Source organism: Aeromonas sp. ASNIH5 (assembly GCF_002902865.1).
Lineage (GTDB): Bacteria > Pseudomonadota > Gammaproteobacteria > Enterobacterales > Aeromonadaceae > Aeromonas > Aeromonas caviae.
This window is the reverse complement of sequence record NZ_CP026122.1, coordinates 2,938,914-2,958,497: the sequence shown is the minus strand read 5'-3', so window position 1 is coordinate 2,958,497 and position 19,584 is coordinate 2,938,914. Positions and strand designations below refer to the sequence as shown.

Genomic DNA, 19,584 nt, shown 5'->3' with positions numbered 1-19,584 from the left:
GCCAGTCAGTGTCCGCGTACCCATTGACGCCGATGGACCCATCAGCGTCAATGGTTTTCAGTCAGCGCTCACTGACCTGCTGACGCTGGCAGACCCAGAGAGAAGCCAGCATCAGCAGGGCGCCCAGACCGAGCCTGAGCAGGTCGGTATCCTTTCCCCAGAGCACCAGATTGACCAGCAGACCCGCGGGGATCAAGGCGTTGTTCATGATGGCCAGCACGCCGCTGCTGACCAGGGTCGCCCCCTTGTTCCACAGGAAGTAGCCGAGCCCGGATGCCCCGACCCCCAGCCAGAAGAGGATGCCCCATTGCAGGGAGCTGGCGGGATATTGAGGTTTGCCCAGCAGCCACCAGGCGGGCAGGGCGATCACCAGGGCGCCCAGATAGAAGCAGCCGAACACCGCCAGCTGGGGCGGCTGCTCAGCCTCCCGGGCCAGCAGCACCTTGTAGCCTACCTGGCCCAGGGCGAAGCAGACGTTGGCGCCCTGCACCACCAGGAATCCCAGTACATAGTTTTCGGTCAGGCCGTCGAAACGGATGACGGCCGCCCCCAGCACCGCCAGCAGGGCCCCCCACAGATAGACAGGCTTGAAGCGCCCTTCCAGCAGGTCGTGGATCAGGGTGACATAGATGGGGGTGAAGATGGTGAACACCAGCACTTCCGGTACCGTCAAGAGCAGGAAGGAGTGGTAGTAGAAGAGATACATGATGCCGAGCTGGATAGCACCGAGGGCCATCAGCTTGGCCACCAGATCGGGGCGCAGCCAGCGACGGCGCAGGAAGGGCAGAAACACCAGGCTGGCGAGCACGATGCGGGTCAGTACCGAGAAGTAGGCATCCACCTGACCGGCAAGGTAGACCCCGATCAGGCTGAAGGAGAAGGACCAGAGCAGGGTAACCCCTATCAAGTAGTTCATGTGATTGAATTGTCGTCAATTGTCAATTTGGAGGGCGCTATGATGGCCGAGTTGGAAGGCGCGATCCAGCGTTTATGGGAAGGGTTGTCACAGATCGGAGCATTTGCCTTCGAGGCGAGCAACGGGGCCGGATCCGCCACCGACTGGTGCGGTCGCGGGGAGGGGGCCGTGGTGGTGACCGATCACCATGGGGGGTGGCTGTATGCCGAGACGGGTCGCTACACCACGCCCCATGGCCGGGAGCTGACCATGCACAACCGCTTCTGGTGGCAGCGCACCGCACGGGGGATCATGCTCTCCCACCTGCGCTACGAGCAGCCGGTGATGCTGTTCGAGCTGTTGCCCCGGGGGGATGGGCACTGGGTCACGGCCGAGCCTCACCGGTGCGGGCAGGATCACTACAGCGCCGAGCTGACCGAAACCGGCGAGGGTTTCCTGCTCACCTGGCAGATAACGGGGCCGCGCAAGAACGAGCGGTTGAGTTATCGCTACGGACCAGAGGCGCAGAGATAAAAAAACCGGCGCAGGGCGCCGGTAGAGGGGACAAATCGGAGGTTTTGTTAAAACGGTCCCAAAAACAGGAGAGATACACTCTCGTCACACACGCAGAGAGGGTCTTCAGGCATTCAGTGCATAGTTCAGCATGGCTTGCAGCTTGCTGTCGAAGAACCAGGGCAGCAGCACCATCAGCAGACCCAGCACCCCGGCCAGCCGGTGGCGATACTGCCAGCCGGCTATCAGTACCAGACCGCCGCAGAGGGTGGTCAGGATGCCTGACATAGGGCAGCCTCCCGCTGTTGGCGGCGCTGCTGTGCCCACTGGTTGAGGGCGACCGAACCCAGGATCAGGGCCAGCGCCACGCCCGTGGTGGACTGGATCTGCTCGCCGAGGAACAGGGCTCCCAGCATGACGCCGAACAGCGGCACCAGGTAGTTGCTGAAGGAGGCGAAGGTCGGGCCCGCCTTCTGGATCAGCGCCATGTAGAGGAAGTAGACCAGGCCGGTACAGAAGATCCCCAGCATGGCGACGGCGCCCATGGCCTGCTGGCTCGGCAGGGCGAGGGTGCTCAGGTCGGCCACGAAGGGCGCGGCCAGCAGCAGCTGGATGGCTGAGGAGATCAGGATGTTGCGGGCCACGACCACAGGATGGTCCTTGGCGAAGCGCTTGATCATCAGCAGGCCGATGGCGAAGCAGCTGGCACCGAACAGGATGGCCATGGCACCGAGCAGGCCGGCATTCATGCCGCTGGTCAGCTTGGGCCAGAACAGTACCAGCACGCCGACGAAGCCGATGATCACGGAGACGAGGCCGCCCTTGGTGATTCTTTCACCAGAAATAAACAAGGGAGCCGCCAGAATGGTCACAAAGGGGATACAACCCATGACCACGGCCGCGATGGCGCTGTCCACATACTGTTGTCCCCAGGCCACCATGATGAAGGGGATGGTGGCGTCGAGCAGGGCGATCAGCATATAGGTTCGCCAGGGTGTGTGTTCACTCTTGAGGCGCATGAACAGGCAGAGCAGACCCAGGGTCAGGCTGCCGCACAGGGCGCGTCCGGCGGCCACCATGATGGGGGGCAGTTCAGCCACGGCCTGGTGCATGAAAATGAACTGGGAGCCCCACAACAGGCCGATCGCCAGCAACAACAGATAGCTACGCATTTGAATCTCCGATGTAATTCGCCTGCGCATTCTATGCAATCTGCTACTATGCCAAAAATGAATTGTCGTCATTCAACTATGGCCAATATCGATGGAACTGCCCCTCTCCCGCCTCGACCTCAACCTGCTCACCGTGTTCGACATGCTGATGCAGGAGCGCAACGTCACTCGCGCCGCCGAACGGCTACACCTCTCCCAGTCCACCGTCAGCCATGCGCTGGGGCGCTTGCGCCAGGCGCTGGATGACCCCCTGTTCGTGATGAGCCGGCGCGAGATGATGCCGACCGAACGGGCCAAGGCGCTGGCGAGCCCGGTGCGCCAGGCGCTGGCAATGCTGGAGCAGGGGCTGCGTCAGGCCAAGGGATTCGACCCGGCAAGTGCCCGGCGGATCTTTCGCATTGCCACCCCGGGCTCGGTGGAGCACGGTCTGGTGCCGGTGCTGGTGGAGTGGATGGTGCAGCAGGCTCCCCACTGCCGACTGGAAGTGTGCGAGCTGGCGGACAGCGACTACGAGCGGGAGTTGGAGAAGGGGGAACTGGATCTGGTGATCGGGTTTGCCGGTGCCAACCACCTCTCGCCCCGGTTGTGGCGCGAGGAGTGGTTCAGCAATCCGCTGGTCTGTTTGTCGCCCCTCGGCAGCGCTCTGCCCGACATGCTGGGGCCGGGAGAACTGGTCAGCCGGCCCCACATCCACACCTCCAGCTGGGGCCACAGCCAGGCCATGGTGGATCTCTGGCTGGCCCGTTTCGGGGTGGAGCGGGAGCTGGGGGTCAGGCTGCCGAGCTTTATGGCGGTACCGCCGCTGATGGCGACCGGCCGTTACCTGGTGGTGGTGCCCGAGATGATCGGGCGCCACTTCTGTCGCCACTATCCGTTGCACCTGCACCAGCTGGAACCCGCCATCCCCATCGTCTACCTGATGGCGGGCCACCCGCTCAGTGCCCATGACGAGGCGATCGGCTGGTTCAAGGGGTTGTTGCACCGGCTGGCGAGGGAGCGCTACGGCGCGGATGCGCTCGGCCATCCCGCGCCGCAGTGGGCAGATCACGCCAATCCGGAGAAGTAGTCCAGCCCCATCGCACCCTTCACCTCGGCCAGCACCTCGTCGGTGAGGGCCCGGGCCTGCTCGGTGCCCTGCTGCAACAGGCGCAGCAGCTGGTGCTTGTCGGCGATGGCCGCCTCGCGCCGCTCCCGCATCGGAGCGAGCAGGGTCTGCAGGCAGTCGTTGAGTACCTGCTTGCAGCGCATGTCCCCCAGACCACCGCGCTGGTAATGGGCCTTCATCTCGGCCACCAGTGCCTTGTCGGGGTGGAAGGCATCCAGATAGGCGAACACCGTATTGCCCTCCACCTGACCCGGATCGCTCACCTTGAGGTGATTGGGGTCGGTATACATGGCGAACACCGCCTGCCTGATCTCGTCGCTCGACATGCCGAGTTCGATGGTGTTGCCAAGGGACTTGGACATCTTGGCCTTGCCGTCGATGCCGGGCAGGCGGCCGGTGTCGCTCAGGATGGGCTGGCACTCGGTCAGCACCTCTTTGCCAACCAGAGTGTTGAAGCGGCGCACTATCTCGTTGGTCTGCTCCAGCATGGGCAGCTGATCCTCGCCCACCGGCACATGGGTGGCACGAAAGGCGGTGATGTCGGCGGCCTGGCTAACCGGATAGACGAGGAAGCCGGCGGGCAGGCTGCGCTCGAACCCTTTCTGCTGGATTTCGGCCTTGACGGTGGGGTTGCGCTCCAGCCGGGCGACGCTGACCAGGTTGAGGTAGTAGGTCGTGAGTTCGGCGAGGGCGGGCAGGGCGCTCTGCAGGCAGAAGGTGGTCTTGGCCGGGTCGAGGCCGGCGGCCAGGTAGTCGGCCATTACCTCCAGCACGTGATCGGTCACCTTGGCCGGGTTGTGGCCGTTGTCGGTCAGCGCCTGTAGATCGGCGATCATGACGAACTGGCGGTAATGGTGCTGGGCGGCCACGCGCTGGCGCAGGGAGCCGACGTAGTGGCCGATGTGCAGTTTTCCGGTGGGGCGGTCGCCGGTCAGGATCACGGGGTTGTGCATGTCACTCTCTCCAGTTGGGTGAGCCGGGAGGCGACAAAGGGATGAAAACAATGACCGCCTCTCGGCGGTCACGGTGTTTTCTTTGGGAAATTTTACATAGAAAAGCAGTGCCGCCTGTTTAGAAGCAGCACCACCAGTAGTTGTGATTGAATGAGGTCATATTCATGGCAAATCACACTACGCCTGTTCGATCACTTCTGCAAGGGCACGACCAGCATGTCGCAGGGCACGGTATTCATCAGCTGGCGTGCGCTCGAGGTGAGCAGGCTCCAGAAGCTCTGGCGATGGCCGCACACCAGCAGGTCGATCTGGTAGTCCTTGACCGCCTGGTTGACCCGCTCGCTCAGATCGCCGCAGATCACCAATTTCTTCTCGATGGGGTAGTCCACCGAGGCGAGGAAGGCTTCCAGCTTCTCCTTCGCTTCGGCGATCACCTGGTCCTGCACGTTGTCGATGTCGATGTCGATCATCTCGGTGTAGAGATCCTTGAGGTCCACATCCACATGGATCACCGACAGCTTGGCGCCGTTGGAGCGGGCCCGGTCGACCGCCTTCTCGATCACCTTGCGGTTGTCTTCCGACAGGTCGATCGCGGCCAGTACGTGTTTGTAATAGGTTCCATTCATGGGAGTTCTCCTCACTGATCCTGGGTCCACTATACCAATGTCTGCTGAAACTAAAACGGCATCGTCGCCACAGTTTCAGGATTTGCCTGACCCCGAACCGGAAGGCGTAGAGGTGCAGGTGGCCGGGGAGTACATATTTTGAACAGGAGTTTGACGCCGGTCACAGGCGTGCTATTGCCCCCGGGAAGGTGGGGGAATAGGATGTGCCCGTGCTTCGCAATGAACACAAAACAACAAAAAGCATCTGAATACCGCTTTGGGGAGCCTCGCGCTCCCTTTTGTTTTTCTGCCCTCTTCCAGCCCATATCCCGTCCGACATCAAGGTAATCCCGCCCCCCTTGGTTATGCTGTAGCCAGTTCCCTTGGCAAAACGGCCAGGGCTCCTCACCTGCAACCGGGTGACGCTGTCATGGCCGTTTCTCATGTCCCACCGATGCACCGGAGAGTCCTTCATGATCATTCATCCCCAGATCCAGGGTTGTGTTGCCCGCAATTGCCACCCCATGGGTTGTCGCGCCGCCGTGCTGCAACAGATCGAACAGGTGCGGGCGGCGGGGCCGTTCAACGGGCCGAAACGGGTGCTGGTGCTGGGGGCATCGTCCGGTTTCGGGCTGGCGTCCCGGATCGCGCTCACCTTCGGCGCCGGGGCCGATACCCTGGGCGTCTCGTTCGAGCGGGGTCCCTCCGACAAGGGGCTCGGCAGTGCTGGCTGGTACAACAACATCTGGTTTCGTCAGGCGGCGGAGCAAGCCGGTCGTATCGCCGTCAACCTGATCGGGGATGCCTTCTCCGACACCATGCGCCAGCAGGCCATCGACGTCATCCGCCAGCAGCTCGGGCAGGTGGATCTGGTGGTCTATTCGCTGGCGAGCGGAGTCAGGGTGATGCCGGATGGCACACAGGTACGCTCGGTGCTCAAGACCACAGGCCAGCCGCTGCAAGGCTGGGGGCTGGATCTGGAGCACGATGCGCTGGTGCAGCAGTCGCTGGTGCCAGCCACCCCGGAGGAGATCCGCGACACCGTCACCGTGATGGGGGGAGAGGACTGGCAGCGCTGGATGCAGGCATTGCAGCAGGCGGATTGCCTGGCCCCCGGCGCCCGGACCGTTGCCTACTCCTATATCGGCCCCGAGTCCACCTATCCCCTCTATCGGGACGGCACCATCGGCTATGCCAAGGAGCACCTGCACGCCACCGCCGAGACCATCAACCTGCAACTTGCCGGGATTGGCGGTCATGCCTGGGTGTCGGTTTGCAAGGCGCTGGTGACCAAGGCGAGCGTGTTTATTCCGGTGCTGCCTGTCTATCTGGGCCTATTGATGGGGGTGATGAAGGAGCGTGGTGTCCACGAGGGCTGCATCGAGCAGATGCAGCGGCTGTTTGCCGACAAGATGTACGGGCCCAGAGGAGTCGTCGCCGATGGCAACCGGCTGATCCGGATGGATGACCACGAGCTTGAGCCAGCGGTGCAGGCCGCCGTCTCGGCGCTCTGGCCCAAGGTGACGCCGGAGAACTTCCGCACCCTGGGGGATTTTGCCGGGTTGCGCCAGGAGTTCATGCAGCTCAACGGCTTCGAGCTGCCGGGGGTGGATTACGGTGCGCCGGTGAACGTGGCGTCACTCACTGAGCTGGCGCCCTGACACCCGCATGAGGGGGCATCAGGCGACGTTGCAGGCCAGTTCAGGGGAAAGATTGGGAGACTGGGCCAGCACGGTCTGGTTGCGCCCCTGGCGTTTCGCCTGATACATGGCCATGTCGGCCCGATGGATGAGCTGGCTCAGGCTGTCATCCTGCGTCGAGCGTTCCGCCACCCCGATGCTGATGGTCATGTGGGGGGCGGCCAGGTAGGCGATCCGGCTTCTCAGCTGCTCCGCCAGCCGCCAGCAGGTGGCCCCGTCCTGGGTCATGGCCACCAGAAATTCTTCCCCGCCCCAGCGCCCGATCAACTGCTGGTCCGGTGCCCAGCTCTTGAGCTCCCTGGCCAACTGCCGGATAGCCTGATCCCCCGCCTGGTGACCATGCTTGTCGTTGATCTGCTTGAAGTGATCGATGTCGATGATGAGCAGGGTCAGGGGCGTTTCGTGCAGCCATTGCTGACCCAGTCTCTCCAGCAGGGCGCGCCGGTTGGGCAGCCCGGTCAGCTGATCGAAGGTGGCGAGCTTGTAGAGGTGGCGCGAGCTGCGGTGGAGCCTGCGGGTGGTGAGCCCGAGCAGGATCAGGGCGACGGCCAGCAGCACCAGCAGCAGCAATTGGTAGTAGCGGGCACTCTGCTGGTAGAGCAGTTGCTGGCGCTTGCTCTCGTTCTCCTGCTGCAACGCGCGATTGCTGGCCTCGCTGCGAGCCAGATCCATCTCGACCTGGAAGGCAGCCGCGTGCTGGCTCAGGGTCTGGTTGAAGTGCTGCTTGTAGTACTGCATGTAGCGGGTCATGGCCCCGTAGGCCTCGGGGTAGCGGCCCAGATCGGCCAGCAACCTGGCCTGCATCGCCCGACCATCCATGGAGAGAGGGGCGGTGTGCTCCATCAGCAGTTGCAGGGCCAGCTGCTTCTCGCCACGACCCAGCAGGGTTCTTGCCCGGATCTCGGTCAGACGGGAGGCCGCCTGCGGGCTATCCAGCCTGTCATAGATGGCTTGTGCCTCCTCCAGGCTGCGCCAGGCTGAGTGCCAGTCCGCCCGTGCGTTGAACACCATGGCCTGGTAGCCGAGGACGATAGCGCGATAGTGGGGTGACAGGCTCGGCGTGGCCAGCAGGGTATCGAGCAACTGGCTAGCTCTGGCAGGCTGGCCCATGTCGATGTAGAGCCTGGCCATGTTGGCCCGGATGATGGCCTGGCTGTTGGGTTCGTTGAGCTGCACCATCTGGCCGAGGGCATCCTGATAATAGGTCTCGGCCTCACGGTAGAGATTGAGGTCCGCATAGAGGTTGCCGAGGGTCATCAGCAGACGGCCGCACTGCAAGGTGGAGAGGATGGAACCCGGCTCTTTCTGCTTGAGGTGATAGGCGGTCTTGAGCTCGAGGATCGCCTCTTTCATCTGCTGGGTACGGTAGAGGGCGAGCCCGTTGAGGGCATGCCACTCCGAGACCTGCCTGGGGTGATGCCGGACCGCTGGCCAGAGCTGGGTGAGCAGCTCGAGCGCCTGATCCGGCGTATCGGCATCCAGGGTCAGGGCAATCTGCTGCAACCGGAAGTCGAGCAGGCGAAGGGTCTCCTGCTGGGCATTGGCCAGACCGCGGGCGCGGGCATTGTCGCGCTGTGCCTGTGGATAGCGGCCAAGGGCTGCCTGGGCCAGGGACCTGGCGTAGAACAGTTCCATATCCTGCTGGGGACTGGCGTCGAGGCGCTGCAGATAGCCGACGGGATCGCGCGCCGCCTGCAATTCAGCCTCTTTCAGCAAGGAGGGAGCTGCCTGCAACTGGGTCATCCAGAGCAGCGCCAGTGCCATTATGAATCTCATTGAATCCTTTCCCCGACCAATGGCGCCATCATAATGGCTGATGTCACCTACACCATGTTTCTTTGCTTCTCTATAACCGTATGGGGGAGAGGATGAGGTGAAAAGTCGTCGCAACTGCGGGGTGCGTCGGTTGTCTCTGGTTGCGTCAGGATGCAACAGTGGCGACAATCGTGGGCAAATCACAGTGGAGAATCATCATGTTGGCCAAAGCCATGATCGAGAAGTTGAACGAGCAGATTAATCTTGAATTCTATTCCTCCAACCTCTACCTGCAGATGAGCGCCTGGTGCGAGGACAAGGGCTTCGAGGGGGCCGCCACCTTCCTGCGCCAGCATGCGGTCGAGGAGCGCCAGCACATGGAGCGCCTGTTCACCTACGTGAGCGAGACCGGCGCCATGCCGGTGCTGGGGGCCATCGAAGCGCCTCCCCATGAGTTCAAGTCCCTGGGTGACATCTTCCGCACCACCCTGGAGCACGAGTATCACATCACCAAGTGCATCAACGGTCTGGCCCATGTCGCCTTCACCACCCAGGATTACTCCACCTTCAACTTCCTGCAGTGGTACGTGGCCGAGCAGCACGAAGAGGAGAAGCTGTTCAAGAGCATCGTCGACCGTCTGAGCCTGGTGGGCGAGGATGGCAAGGGCCTCTATTTCATCGACAAGGAGCTGGCCGAGCTGGCCAAGGGCGCCCCGGCCAGCATCATGGACGGCAACGCCTGATAGTCGTGGACACTTAGTGTTCAGTCAGTACAATGACGGCCCCTTGTAAAGGGGCCGTTTTCTATTTGCAGGTGTCCTTGTACCGCTGTGCTGGTGTCTGCCGGGTACAATGACGGCCCTTTAAGGTAAAGGGGCCGTTTTTCTTTTGATGGGTGAGTGACGATGAAACAGGTGGATGTGGTGGTGATCGGTGCCGGGGCGGCCGGATTGATGTGTGCGGCCCAGGCTGGCTACCGGGGTCGCTCCGTGCTGGTGCTCGACAACGCCAAGAAGCCGGGCCGCAAGATCCTCATCAGCGGCGGCGGTCGCTGCAACTTCACCAATCATCAGGCGGGTCCCCATGCCTTCCTTTCGGCCAACCCCCACTTCTGCAAATCGGCGCTGGCGCGCTATACCCAGCAGGATTTCATCGATCTGGTGGACAGGCATGGCCTGAACTACCATGAGAAGACGCTGGGCCAGCTCTTCTGCGACGACAGCGCCAAGGATATCGTCGACATCCTGCTGACCGAGTGCGACTGGGCTGGCGTGACCCTGCAGTTCCAGACCGAGATCCTCACCGTCAGCAAGACAGATGAAGGCTTCGTGCTCGACACCAGCAAGGGGGAGATCGCCTGCTCGTCGCTGGTGGTCGCCACCGGCGGCCTCTCCATGCCGAAACTCGGTGCCACCCCTTATGGCTTCAAGCTGGCGGAGCAGTTCGGCCTCACCGTGCTGCCGACTCGCGCCGGGCTGGTGCCCTTTACCCTGCATCAGGCCGACAAGGAGGCCTTCGCCGATCTGGCGGGGGTCAGCCTGCCGGTGGCGGTGACCGCCGAGGATGGCACCCGCTTCAAGGAGGCCATGCTGTTCACCCATCGCGGCCTCTCCGGCCCCGCCATCCTGCAGATCTCCTCTTTTTGGCTGGCGGGGGAGAAGATTCACATCAACCTGCTGCCGGATCTCGACATTCCAGAGACCCTCAAGACCTGGGCCCAGGCCCATCCTGCCCAGGAGCTGAAAACCGTGCTGGGGCGCGAGTTGCCCAAGCGCTTCGTCGACAAGCTGGTGGAGCTGGGATGGCTGGTGAGCAAGCCGATGCGCCAGTACAACGAACGGGAGCTGGAGGCGGTGGCCACCCTGCTGGGGGATTGGCAGATCCTGCCCAACGGCACCGAAGGGTATCGCACCGCCGAAGTGACCTTAGGGGGAGTGGATACCAACGCGCTCTCCTCCAAGACCATGGAGGCGCGCACCGTGCCCGGCCTCTACTTCATCGGCGAAGTGGTGGACGTGACCGGCTGGCTCGGTGGTTACAACTTCCAGTGGGCCTGGTCGTCGGGCTGGGTGGCAGGCCAGTACTGCTGAGGGATGCCGCGGCCCTGCGGTGAATGGTCCCGTCAGCGGCCTCTCGGGTGACAACTTCCAGTGGGCCCGCTCGTCGGGCTGGGGGAGAGGCCGTACTGCTGACAAAGAGGCTCGGCGGATGAGTCCGAGCGGATCGGGCCGTGTCAGACGGCCCGAGTGATGGAACCAGACGCGGCCTGCTCAGGCCGCGTTTTTTATGGTCGGTCGCTGGCTGCCGCTTGGCCTCTAGCCTCTCCTGATATTGGGCAGGAAGGCGGTCAGCAGGCCAATAAGGGGCAGATAGGCGCAGACCTGATAGACGGTTTCGATGCTGGTGGCATCGGCCAATTTGCCCAGCAGGGCGGCCCCTATCCCTCCCATACCGAAGGCGAAGCCGAAGAAGAGGCCGGAAATGGTGCCGACCTTGCCGGGTACCAGATCCTGGGCGTAGACCAGGATGGCGGAGAAGGCCGACGCCAGGATGAGGCCGATGACGATCGACAGCACCGAGGTCCAGAACAGGTCGACGTGGGGCAGCAGCAGGGTGAAGGGAGCGACGCCGAGGATGGAGATCCAGATCACCCGCTTGCGACCGATGCGATCGCCGAGCGGCCCGCCGAGCACCGTCCCCGCCGCGACGGCAAACAGGAAGGCGAACAGATAGAGCTGGGCGCTCTCCAGCGACAGGTGGAACTTGTCCATCAGGTAGAAGGTGTAATAGCTGCTCAGGCTGGCCATGTAGAAGAACTTGGAGAACATCAGCAGACCGAGGATGGCCAGTGACCAGCCAATCTGGCGGCGGCTCAGGCCGGTGCCGGCATGGGCCTTCATCCGCCGATGGAAGCTGGCGGCATGGTGGCTGGACCAGCGGCCGACGAAGCTGAGCACGATGACCCCGATGAGTGCGAACAACGAGAACCAGGCCGCACTGCCCTGTCCCTTCGGCACGATGATGAGCGCCGCGAGCAGGGGGCCGATGGCCGATCCCAGATTGCCGCCGATCTGGAACAGAGACTGGGCCAGACCGGGCTGGTTGCCGGCCGCCATGCGGGCGACCCGGGAGGATTCAGGGTGGAAGACGGAGGAGCCCATGCCGATCAGCATGGCCGACAACAGCACGGCGCCAAAGCTGCCTGACTGCGACAGGTAGAGCAGCCCCACCAGCGTGAAGCCCATGCCCAGAGGCAGGGAGTAGGGCATGGGTCTGCGGTCGGTATAGAGGCCGATCAGGGGTTGCAGCAGCGAGGCCGTGAACTGGTAGGTGAGGGTGATGAGACCTATCTGGGTGAACGACAGATCGAGCCCCAGCTTCAGGAGGGGATAGATGGCCAGCAGTACCGACTGCATCATGTCGTTCAACAGGTGCGAGAAGCTGATGGCGGCGATCACCGGATAAGCGGTGGTAGTCGGGTTGTCCACCGCGGGCGGGGCGGTGATCGGGGTGTCGGTACTCAAGGTCTTGTCCATGGCTGGGGGATCACTCCCTCTACCATGCCCTATCCCGGCGTATCTGGACATAACCAAAGTGGGCGAACGCCCGGATTGCGTTCGCGTGGCGCGCAGGCCGTTCATGCTGACTGCGTGTGGATGGCTGGTCAGATCTTGTGCTTGGCGCGGGGCGGATTAGTATAGAAGGCCTGCCGCCGTTATCCGGCCCATCGCCCGCCATGGAGGGAACATGTTCGAAAGCCTGGGTGTCATCAACGTCTGGACCTATCTGGTCGGTCTCTTCTTCATCATCATCGCCCCGGGCCCGAACTCCCTCTATGTGCTGCGAACCGGTGCCGTGCGCGGCATAGACCCGGGTTATCGCGCCGCCCTCGGCGTCTTCGTCGGCGATGCCATCCTCATTTTCTGCGCCTATCTGGGGATCGCGTCCCTCATTCGCACCACCCCATTGCTGTTTACCCTGGTGCGCTATCTGGGCGCCATCTACCTGCTTTATCTGGGGGTGAAGATCCTGCACGCGAACTTCATCGCCAAAAAGGCGGGACCGGCGTCCGAGATGGATCCCGGTGAGCGCTATTTTACCAAGGCCCTCACCCTGAGCCTCACCAATCCCAAGGCGATTCTGTTCTACGTCTCTTTCTTCGTGCAGTTCATCGACTTCAGCTATGCCCACACCTGGATCTCCTATCTGGTGCTGGCTGGCATGCTGGAAGCCATGAGCTTCGTCTACCTGACCCTGCTGATCTTCGGCGGTACCCTGATGGCCCGCTTTTTCCGTCAGCGCCAGACGGCGGCCCGTCTCGGCAACGGCCTTATCGGCCTCTTCTTCATGGGGTTTGCGGCCAGGCTGGCGACGCTCTCCTCCTGACCCTGGGGATTGCTGACCGTCCGGTGTCGGGCACCTAGTCTGGCCAGCAATCCTTGCCCACGGGGATGAAGCGGGACTGGTAGACGATGAGCTTCTGGTTGCCCGGCTGATTGATCCCGGGATTGTGGTAGGTCTCCCCGGGCAGCAGGTACTTGCTGTCCGCCTTGCTGTCCGCCTGCTGGCAGCCCCGTTTCACCATGAACTCGAAATAGGTGTTGCCGGTATTGGTGATGGCGCTCTGTACCGGGTCCAGCTGGTATGCAAAACGTGACTGACGCGGGCGCACCACCAGGATGGACTGCAGGGCCAGTTTCACCTCGACGGTTCCCCGGTGCTGCGTCTGGCTGCCTTCATCCACCTGGGCTGCTGGTGATTCGGTGAAGGTGATGCGGTAGTAACGCTCATGGTCATCGGAGGGCCCCTTGTAGTAGAACTTGACGTTCTGGGCATGTCTGGCGTGCAGGGTGAAGCGCCTGGGGGCAAACAGCAGCTCACCGGGGACGGTGGGTAGTGTCCTGCCTCTGGCCGTGGGGTCGCTGATTTTTTCCATCTGTATGTCATACAGCTTGGGTGAAGCACTGTTGTTGGTCAGGGTTCTGGTAATGAACTCCTGCTCTGGCGCCATGGCAAGAGTCATGGCGCCGATGTCGAGGGCGGCGACCTGTGAGGCCAGCAAGCCGCCCAGCAAGGGCCAAAGTAGACGATGCATGTTGTACTCCATGGTCAGCGCCAGGTCCCCTTGATGGTGATGGTGCCGCTTTGTTCCACCTCGCCTTCCCACATCTCGTCGCCCATGGTGCGCTGCACCATGGGATCGGTCAGGTCGAATTCCAGCGCCAGCTTGTAAAACCGGGTGATGCCCTGGCCGTTGACGGGATCATTCCACTCCTGTGGTGGTTGATTGTCCTGTATTCCGAGGGTGCGAATATCCACCGGTGTGCGATCGCAGCGAATGGCGTGCCGTGAACCCGCTCCATGAGCCACCGAATCGAATACCAGCCTGGTAGGGATGGGGACGGCCTGTTCAGGTGCGAAGGTGCCTGCCGGATAGAAAGTGCAATATCCCCGATAAGGCGACCCCCTGTCCTGTGAAATAGAAATTTCCAGCATATCGGCACTGATGGGGCCGCTATCAGAGATATTGTATGAGAAGCTCAGAATGTCTTTTCCGACCTGCCCCTCCCTGTAAGGATTGCTGACGCCCTCCGAAGACAAGATGGATACGCTGAAGTCCCGTGGTTTTATATGAATTTCGGTTGTGCCGCTGAATTCATAGTATCCACTCTCGGGAGCATATCCATTCTTCATATTGAAGTTGATCAGACTGCGAGTCAGTTGATCTTGCAGTCCCAGCCTCACAATTTGTTTGAAGAAATTGCTGGACAAGAAAAGATAAACAGATGGTTGTCCTCTTAAATAGCTGATGTTGTAGCGAGAGCCTTTGCTTGCCCAATTTTTCAAATCTGCGCTCATTTGCAGATCCGCAGAACCAATGGCGCTATTCAGCGAGCTGTTTTTGACATTGGTATACATGTAGGGCTCGGTGTAGTTCTGACTGCCATCTTCATTGAAGTTGTAATCAAGAAAACGACACAAAATCCCATCTCGGGTACCCAGCCTGTAATTCTCACAGCCTTGTGAACCGGGCAAGACATAAGGAACACCATTGCTGTCCACAATGACTTCACTTATTGCATTGGTTTGTACGAAGCGAAGATGGCCGGCCTTCTTGTGCTGCATGTTTCTGACGTACCAGTTTCCGCTGTTCTGATTGATACAGCGTTCACCGGCTGCCGCGTCATATTTTAGCGTGGTCCTGCACAGGTTCATCTCCCTGTTCAAAACAGCTCCGACAGGCATGGTTCGAAGATAATCAAAGAAACTTGCACTCAATTTGCCATGTCCCCACCCGGCAGATGCCCCAATGAGACCGAAGAAGCCCAAATCATCAACGACGGCCGGCTTGTTGACCGCCTCAGCGGTATCGGGGTCACAACGGGTATAAGACATGATGCAGCGTTGGTTGACATAAGGACGGCGAATAGGGCCGTTTTCCCACATATCGACGTTCCAGTTGTTGATATCGGTGTTGTATCCGTTATCAACGTACGCCAGGCTCACCTGACCATTTCCTTTGAGCGAGGTCCAGGCATTTGCGCCGGTCAGACGCGGATCCAGGCCATCAGTCGGCGCAACAAACAGGTTGTTGTCTTCCTGATTTTCAATTAACAGAAAATGGCGCAGCGCGGCATTCGGCCAGACGGTTTTGGATACAGCCGCACTGCCTTGCTGTGCCCAGCCGGCGCCAAGTGCAATGACCAGCAGCAATCTGTGTGTGATGTTCATGTTCAATACTCTCTCACCATGGCGTAGGTGGGCAGTCCCTGGCAGGTCACGATGCCGACCCAGGCCGCGCCCGTGTGTTGTGCAAGATCCAGGTCGGCTTCACAGAAGTCGCTTCCCCGGCGGAAAGTCAGCATGGGGTTGGCCTTGTCCACGTCCAGGGTGAACTCGCCGACCTCGTTGGTCACCGTGGTGCCGATGTGGTTGTCAATGCGGGCGTTAGCAAGCAGCGAGCCATCTTCTGCCCTGAGTACGCCAAACACGGTGACCATCTCCTTGATGCTGCTGCCGGCATCCAGGGTGGCGACGTTGCCGGGGAACAGGGTGTAGCGCTGCTTGCCGGTGTTGATGTCATAGCTGTCCTTGCCCGTCTTGCTGTTGAGCAGTTCCACCTCGTATTCCTGATAAGGCGGGAGCGCCAGGAAGGTCTGTTCCCCTTGCAGGGGGTAGTCCTGTCCATTCACCTTGGCGAGCATCTGTCCTTCCCGGTGGATGCCGGTATTGATGATGAGGCCTGAACCAGAGGTGCTCCGGCTGGATGCGATCACGTCGTTCTCCGTGGTGATCAGGGCACCCCGTGCAATCAGGTTGCCATTCACGTCGCCGCCATGACCGCGACCCAGCGTCATGGTGCCGCCGATGACCCTGTTCTCGAACCCCAGGGTGCCGGAAAGCGCCATATTGTGTGTGTCGCTGCCGTGCATCATGCGGGAGGCATTCAGCGCGGCCAGATTGATGGCTCCCTCCATGCGCTTCTGATAGTTGAGGTTGGCCGTGGTCTGGCCCTGCTCGTTGCTGCTCATGCCGAAGCTGAACAGATTGTCGAACGGGATGGAGTAGTCCAGGGTGATGCTCTTGTTGCTGAATCCATTGAGTGTGCCACTGTCGCTCTGCAGGCTGGCGCGCATGGAGAGGTTGCCGTATCGGCCCGCGTAGAGGTGCTGGTAGTAATCCGCATAACTGCGATCGCTGTTCATCTGACGGTCGTGCGTGGTGTTGAAGGTCAGCTGGCCCATGCCGCTGACCCAGCCACCCAGATTGATCGTGATGCCGGCAGAGTAGAGCTCGGTTGCACTCACTCCCAGGGCATCGCCTGCATACAGTTTTTCCTGGCTGACCCACAGGGAGGCATTGTCATGGGCTTGCAAGGAAAGGCTGGACGCCAGCCGCCAGGAGTGATCGGTGGACAGCATGCTTTGCAACTGGGTGCCGAGGCGATCCGTGACCTGCCAGCTTGCGCGTGCCTCGCCGACGGCCGCATCCCTGAAAGCATAGGTGGTCGTCGCCAGATCAAGGGTATCCAGCGAGCGTGCCAGCGACAGACCGAGCAGGGGGGAATCGCCGCTGTGCTGGCTGTTCTCCATCATGCCTCCCCACCATTGCCATCCCCACTCCCGGGTAAAGCCCTGATTGCCGCCCAGCTTGGTGACTCGCTGGGTGGTCGTGCTGGTCAGGCGGCCGTCGACATAGACTTCGACCGTGACGTTGTAGACCCCGTTGGGGAACGCGGAGGTGTCGATGTGCTGGTTGCCGATCGCCAGGTTTTGCAGGCCTATCAGGCGTTCATCCCGATAGACCCTGGCCTCGCCGTTGGCGGGCATGAAGACTTGCACCGGAGTGGTCGATTCGTTGGTGGTCTGTTTTCGAGATTGCGCCTGGTTGCCATAGGATGCGCCGTAGAGGCGACCCGTGGTCAGGCCCGTCACCACCCCCAGTGTCTGCAGGTCCCATGTCGAGACCATGCCTGCTGCGATGCGGCGATCATCGAGATCCCGCTCGTACATGGCGCGGTAGATATCGCCGCTCTGCTCCGGCTCACCTAGGTTGTAAAGGGAGGCATCCACGGCGACATGGTGCGCGCCCAGCCCTACGGTACTCTCCAGTTGAAGGAAATTGGAGTCCTGGTGCCCGCTCTGGGGGGTATTGATGAAGGAGTAACCCAGGTTGTAGCGCTGTACGCCCGTCAGGGTGTCCACCGTCGGGGTCAGTGCGACACGGTTGTCAGATTGCCTCGCCTGGCCAAAGGCGTCCCGTGACACCCGGATGGTGAGCAGCATGGCGACGAGGTCCAGCTGCATGCTGGCATCGGCATCGATCTGCAAGTCGCCATCGGCAGAAAAAGTGCGTCTTTGCTTGCTGGAGAGCAGAGTGGTAAGGGCATCGTTCAGCACGCCTTGCTGCTGGCCGGCACTGAAATCAAGGTGCAACAAGTGCAGCTTGCCGTCTTGCAGCAGCAGGGTGGCATTGCCGATGGTGTCGTCGGTCAGGGTGTCGATCCTGTTGTCCTCATCCTTGTATCGCAGGCGTACCGGTACCGCCAGCCCCTCTTCCAGCGCCTTGGCAAAACTGGCAGGAATGATGACGTTGGCAATTTTGAGAGGGGCAGCAGTGCTGGCCGAGGCTGACATCGCAATCAGCCAGGAGAGCGGCAACAGCCAGGCTTTTTTCAACATATCGAGCACCATGGTTCCGGGTGTGGAGATCGAGAGCCGTCACCCTGCAAGAGGGTGGGGCGGCACCGTGATAGGGGGTTACTTGATGACGACGAATTCCTGACCCAGCCAGAGTCCCAGGTGGCTCTTTGGATCACGCATGTTGACCTGCTTGAACCGGCGTTGCTTGCCCGGCAGGTCGTAGTAGGTTTCCTTGCACAGCTCCTCGCCTTTCAGGCAGGGGCCATACGCTACCGTGCGATAGGAGGCATTGCCCTGGTTGGTGAGCGTGTCGTCCTTCAGGTCATAGGCGAACCGGTGCTGGCGTGGTGTTACCACCAGAATGGTGCCTATCTGTGCTGACGTGGTGGCAACAGCCTGACGGCGTTCGTTGCGCTGATCGTCGACGGAGAGCGCCGTGTCCAGCCAGCGGATGCGGTAGTAACGCTCCTTGTCATCCTGCGGACCCTTGTAAAAGAACCTGACGTTGTTTTTGGCATTGGCGGGCAGCATCAGCCTACTGGGTGACAACATCAGCTCGCCGCTGACTTCCATGGGGATCTCCTGCCCCCCCTCTTCCGGTGAGGTGATGCGTGTCACGCTGATCGTGACCAATCTGGCCTGGTCACTGCCATTTTCAATCTGTTTGGCGACCTCCTGGCTGCCTGCATCGATGAAGGTGGTGACGGCGCCGACATTGATTGCCTGGCTGATACCGGGAATGAGCAGCAGCCATATCGCTGCAATTTTCAGGTTCATGATGTGCCCCTAAGAGAACAAAGGGCCCCGCAGGGCCCTCAATGGTAAGCGGTGGATGAGTTAGCTCCAGTTCGCTACGAACTCGACGTTGACTTCACCGCTCCACAGGCCGTCCGGCAGGGCGTCAAAGGTGGTGGGGGTGCCGCTGGCAGTGGCACTTTCAATGTTGAAAGTGAAGGAACCCTGCGCTGTGACGCGTTCGGCATCGTTCTTGAAGCCGTTGGCAAGAGGAGAAAGATTCCCCCCCGTGATGCCGGCAGCGGTGTCGATCAGGGTGGTGTAGGCGGTTGTGCTGACCGGTGCGCCGCCCCACAGCACGCCCACATCGACGGTGGAGTCGCCACCCAGGTGATTCAGGGTGCCGTTCAGCTTCTTCGCCTTCAGGGTGAAGTCGGTCGCGCTGGCATCACCCTTGATGGCGACATCGAACAGGCCGTTGACGGTGTTGAACCCCTTGATCCCTTCGGCATATTGGAAGGAGAGGCTGGAGAGCGGGGTGACCACCAGCTCGGAAGTGGTGTCTTTCTTGGCAGTGGCCTGCCAGGTCGCGACGGCAGACGCTTCTACGGCGGCTTGAGCGGTGGCGGCAAAGCCCAGGGTAGCCACGGACAGAGCAATCAGAGTCTTCTTCATTACGATATTTCCTACATATCTTCTGGATGGTATTGACCACCCGGTTGGTTCATTGCCCGTCAGGGGCATGCCTTGCCACGTTGGCGACGATTCGACCAGTCGTGGCAGCCGGACCTGGAATATGTTTCTCCTCGGACCAGCTTGTTTTTTCGTCGACTAAGATAACGATCGGATCTGTTTTGATCGACCGAATGGTGCGTAGGAAAAATCTCAAAGGATGATGGGGCGCAAACTTTATAAAATAATTTATTTCCCTTTCCTTTCAGTGGGTTGTTGTGTCTCATGTATTTGATTTATATGTTTTTTAGGTCTTTTATTGCGGGAGGAAGAGCA

At 60.9% G+C, this 19,584-nt stretch carries 18 protein-coding genes; 6 read left to right on the top strand and 12 right to left on the bottom strand.

Annotated features, from left to right (window positions below; translation table 11 throughout):
* Positions 1–61: 61 nt before the first annotated feature.
* Positions 62–916: a carboxylate/amino acid/amine transporter gene (locus C2U30_RS13750; protein ID WP_053287971.1), complete on the bottom strand. Its 855-nt coding sequence runs from the start codon at positions 914–916 to the stop codon at positions 62–64.
* A gap of 42 nt (positions 917–958) precedes the next feature.
* Between C2U30_RS13750 and C2U30_RS13745 the strand changes: the two genes are divergently transcribed.
* Positions 959–1,429: a DUF6314 family protein gene (locus C2U30_RS13745; RefSeq protein ID WP_043153785.1), complete on the top strand. Its 471-nt coding sequence runs from the start codon at positions 959–961 to the stop codon at positions 1,427–1,429.
* A 105-nt stretch (positions 1,430–1,534) separates the two neighbouring features.
* Here C2U30_RS13745 and C2U30_RS13740 read toward each other — a convergent pair whose 3' ends face one another.
* Together C2U30_RS13740 and C2U30_RS13735 are read right to left on the bottom strand one after the other, a co-directional pair.
* The gene (locus C2U30_RS13740) at positions 1,535–1,696 is read right to left on the bottom strand and encodes a hypothetical protein (RefSeq protein WP_010672325.1); all 162 of its coding nucleotides are present in this window, start codon (positions 1,694–1,696) and stop codon (positions 1,535–1,537) included.
* Positions 1,681–2,580 carry a DMT family transporter gene (locus tag C2U30_RS13735; RefSeq protein ID WP_043153728.1) on the bottom strand — a complete coding sequence of 300 codons (900 nt, stop codon included), beginning with the start codon at positions 2,578–2,580 and terminating at the stop codon, positions 1,681–1,683. The genes C2U30_RS13740 and C2U30_RS13735 overlap by 16 nt, the downstream gene beginning before the upstream one ends.
* Before the next feature lie 91 nt (positions 2,581–2,671).
* On the opposite strand from C2U30_RS13735, the gene C2U30_RS13730 reads away from it, so the two are divergent.
* Positions 2,672–3,646, top strand: a complete 975-nt coding sequence (locus C2U30_RS13730; RefSeq protein ID WP_069784767.1) for a LysR family transcriptional regulator — start codon at positions 2,672–2,674, stop codon at positions 3,644–3,646.
* On the opposite strand, the gene trpS is transcribed toward C2U30_RS13730, so the two are convergent.
* Together trpS and C2U30_RS13720 are read right to left on the bottom strand one after the other, a co-directional pair.
* A complete protein-coding gene (gene trpS / locus C2U30_RS13725) occupies positions 3,625–4,638 on the bottom strand; it encodes a tryptophan--tRNA ligase (protein WP_069784766.1) in 1,014 nt (337 codons plus the stop codon). The two genes, C2U30_RS13730 and trpS, sit on opposite strands and share 22 nt — an antisense overlap.
* A 191-nt stretch (positions 4,639–4,829) precedes the next feature.
* Positions 4,830–5,264 (bottom strand): universal stress protein, encoded by a 435-nt coding sequence (locus C2U30_RS13720; protein WP_010672329.1) that lies wholly within the window; start codon positions 5,262–5,264, stop codon positions 4,830–4,832.
* 452 nt (positions 5,265–5,716) lie between these two features.
* On the opposite strand from C2U30_RS13720, the gene fabV reads away from it, so the two are divergent.
* Positions 5,717–6,904, top strand: coding sequence for an enoyl-ACP reductase FabV (fabV, locus tag C2U30_RS13710; protein ID WP_048209408.1), 1,188 nt, complete (start codon positions 5,717–5,719; stop codon positions 6,902–6,904).
* An 18-nt stretch (positions 6,905–6,922) separates the two neighbouring features.
* Here fabV and C2U30_RS13705 read toward each other — a convergent pair whose 3' ends face one another.
* Entirely contained in the window at positions 6,923–8,707 is a 1,785-nt protein-coding gene (locus C2U30_RS13705; RefSeq protein ID WP_103243938.1) for a GGDEF domain-containing protein, read from the bottom strand.
* A 209-nt stretch (positions 8,708–8,916) separates the two neighbouring features.
* On the opposite strand from C2U30_RS13705, the gene ftnA reads away from it, so the two are divergent.
* Together ftnA and C2U30_RS13695 are read left to right on the top strand one after the other, a co-directional pair.
* Positions 8,917–9,441: a non-heme ferritin gene (ftnA, locus tag C2U30_RS13700; RefSeq protein WP_010672333.1), complete on the top strand. Its 525-nt coding sequence runs from the start codon at positions 8,917–8,919 to the stop codon at positions 9,439–9,441.
* 162 nt (positions 9,442–9,603) lie between these two features.
* Positions 9,604–10,788, top strand: coding sequence for an NAD(P)/FAD-dependent oxidoreductase (locus C2U30_RS13695; RefSeq protein ID WP_045522679.1), 1,185 nt, complete (start codon positions 9,604–9,606; stop codon positions 10,786–10,788).
* Positions 10,789–11,013: 225 nt separating this feature from the next.
* Here the strand turns inward: C2U30_RS13695 and C2U30_RS13690 are convergent, their stop codons facing one another.
* On the bottom strand, positions 11,014–12,234 hold the full coding sequence (locus C2U30_RS13690; RefSeq protein ID WP_103243937.1) for an MFS transporter: 1,221 nt from the start codon (positions 12,232–12,234) through the stop codon (positions 11,014–11,016).
* Positions 12,235–12,445: 211 nt separating this feature from the next.
* Between C2U30_RS13690 and leuE the strand changes: the two genes are divergently transcribed.
* Complete coding sequence (gene leuE, locus C2U30_RS13685) at positions 12,446–13,084, top strand: leucine efflux protein LeuE (protein ID WP_103243936.1); 639 nt, start codon at positions 12,446–12,448, stop codon at positions 13,082–13,084.
* 34 nt (positions 13,085–13,118) lie between these two features.
* On the opposite strand, the gene C2U30_RS13680 is transcribed toward leuE, so the two are convergent.
* From C2U30_RS13680 to ecpA, 5 genes are all read right to left on the bottom strand, one after another.
* A complete protein-coding gene (locus tag C2U30_RS13680) occupies positions 13,119–13,793 on the bottom strand; it encodes a fimbria/pilus periplasmic chaperone (RefSeq protein WP_233720936.1) in 675 nt (224 codons plus the stop codon).
* A gap of 14 nt (positions 13,794–13,807) precedes the next feature.
* Positions 13,808–15,430, bottom strand: coding sequence for a hypothetical protein (locus C2U30_RS13675; RefSeq protein ID WP_045522681.1), 1,623 nt, complete (start codon positions 15,428–15,430; stop codon positions 13,808–13,810).
* Positions 15,431–15,432: 2 nt separating this feature from the next.
* Positions 15,433–17,880, bottom strand: coding sequence for a fimbrial biogenesis outer membrane usher protein (locus C2U30_RS13670; protein ID WP_233720934.1), 2,448 nt, complete (start codon positions 17,878–17,880; stop codon positions 15,433–15,435).
* Positions 17,881–17,958: 78 nt separating this feature from the next.
* Positions 17,959–18,618, bottom strand: coding sequence for a fimbria/pilus periplasmic chaperone (locus C2U30_RS13665; protein ID WP_045522689.1), 660 nt, complete (start codon positions 18,616–18,618; stop codon positions 17,959–17,961).
* Positions 18,619–18,678: 60 nt separating this feature from the next.
* A complete protein-coding gene (gene ecpA / locus C2U30_RS13660; RefSeq protein WP_010672341.1) occupies positions 18,679–19,251 on the bottom strand; it encodes a common pilus major fimbrillin subunit EcpA in 573 nt (190 codons plus the stop codon).
* Positions 19,252–19,584: the final 333 nt, after the last annotated feature.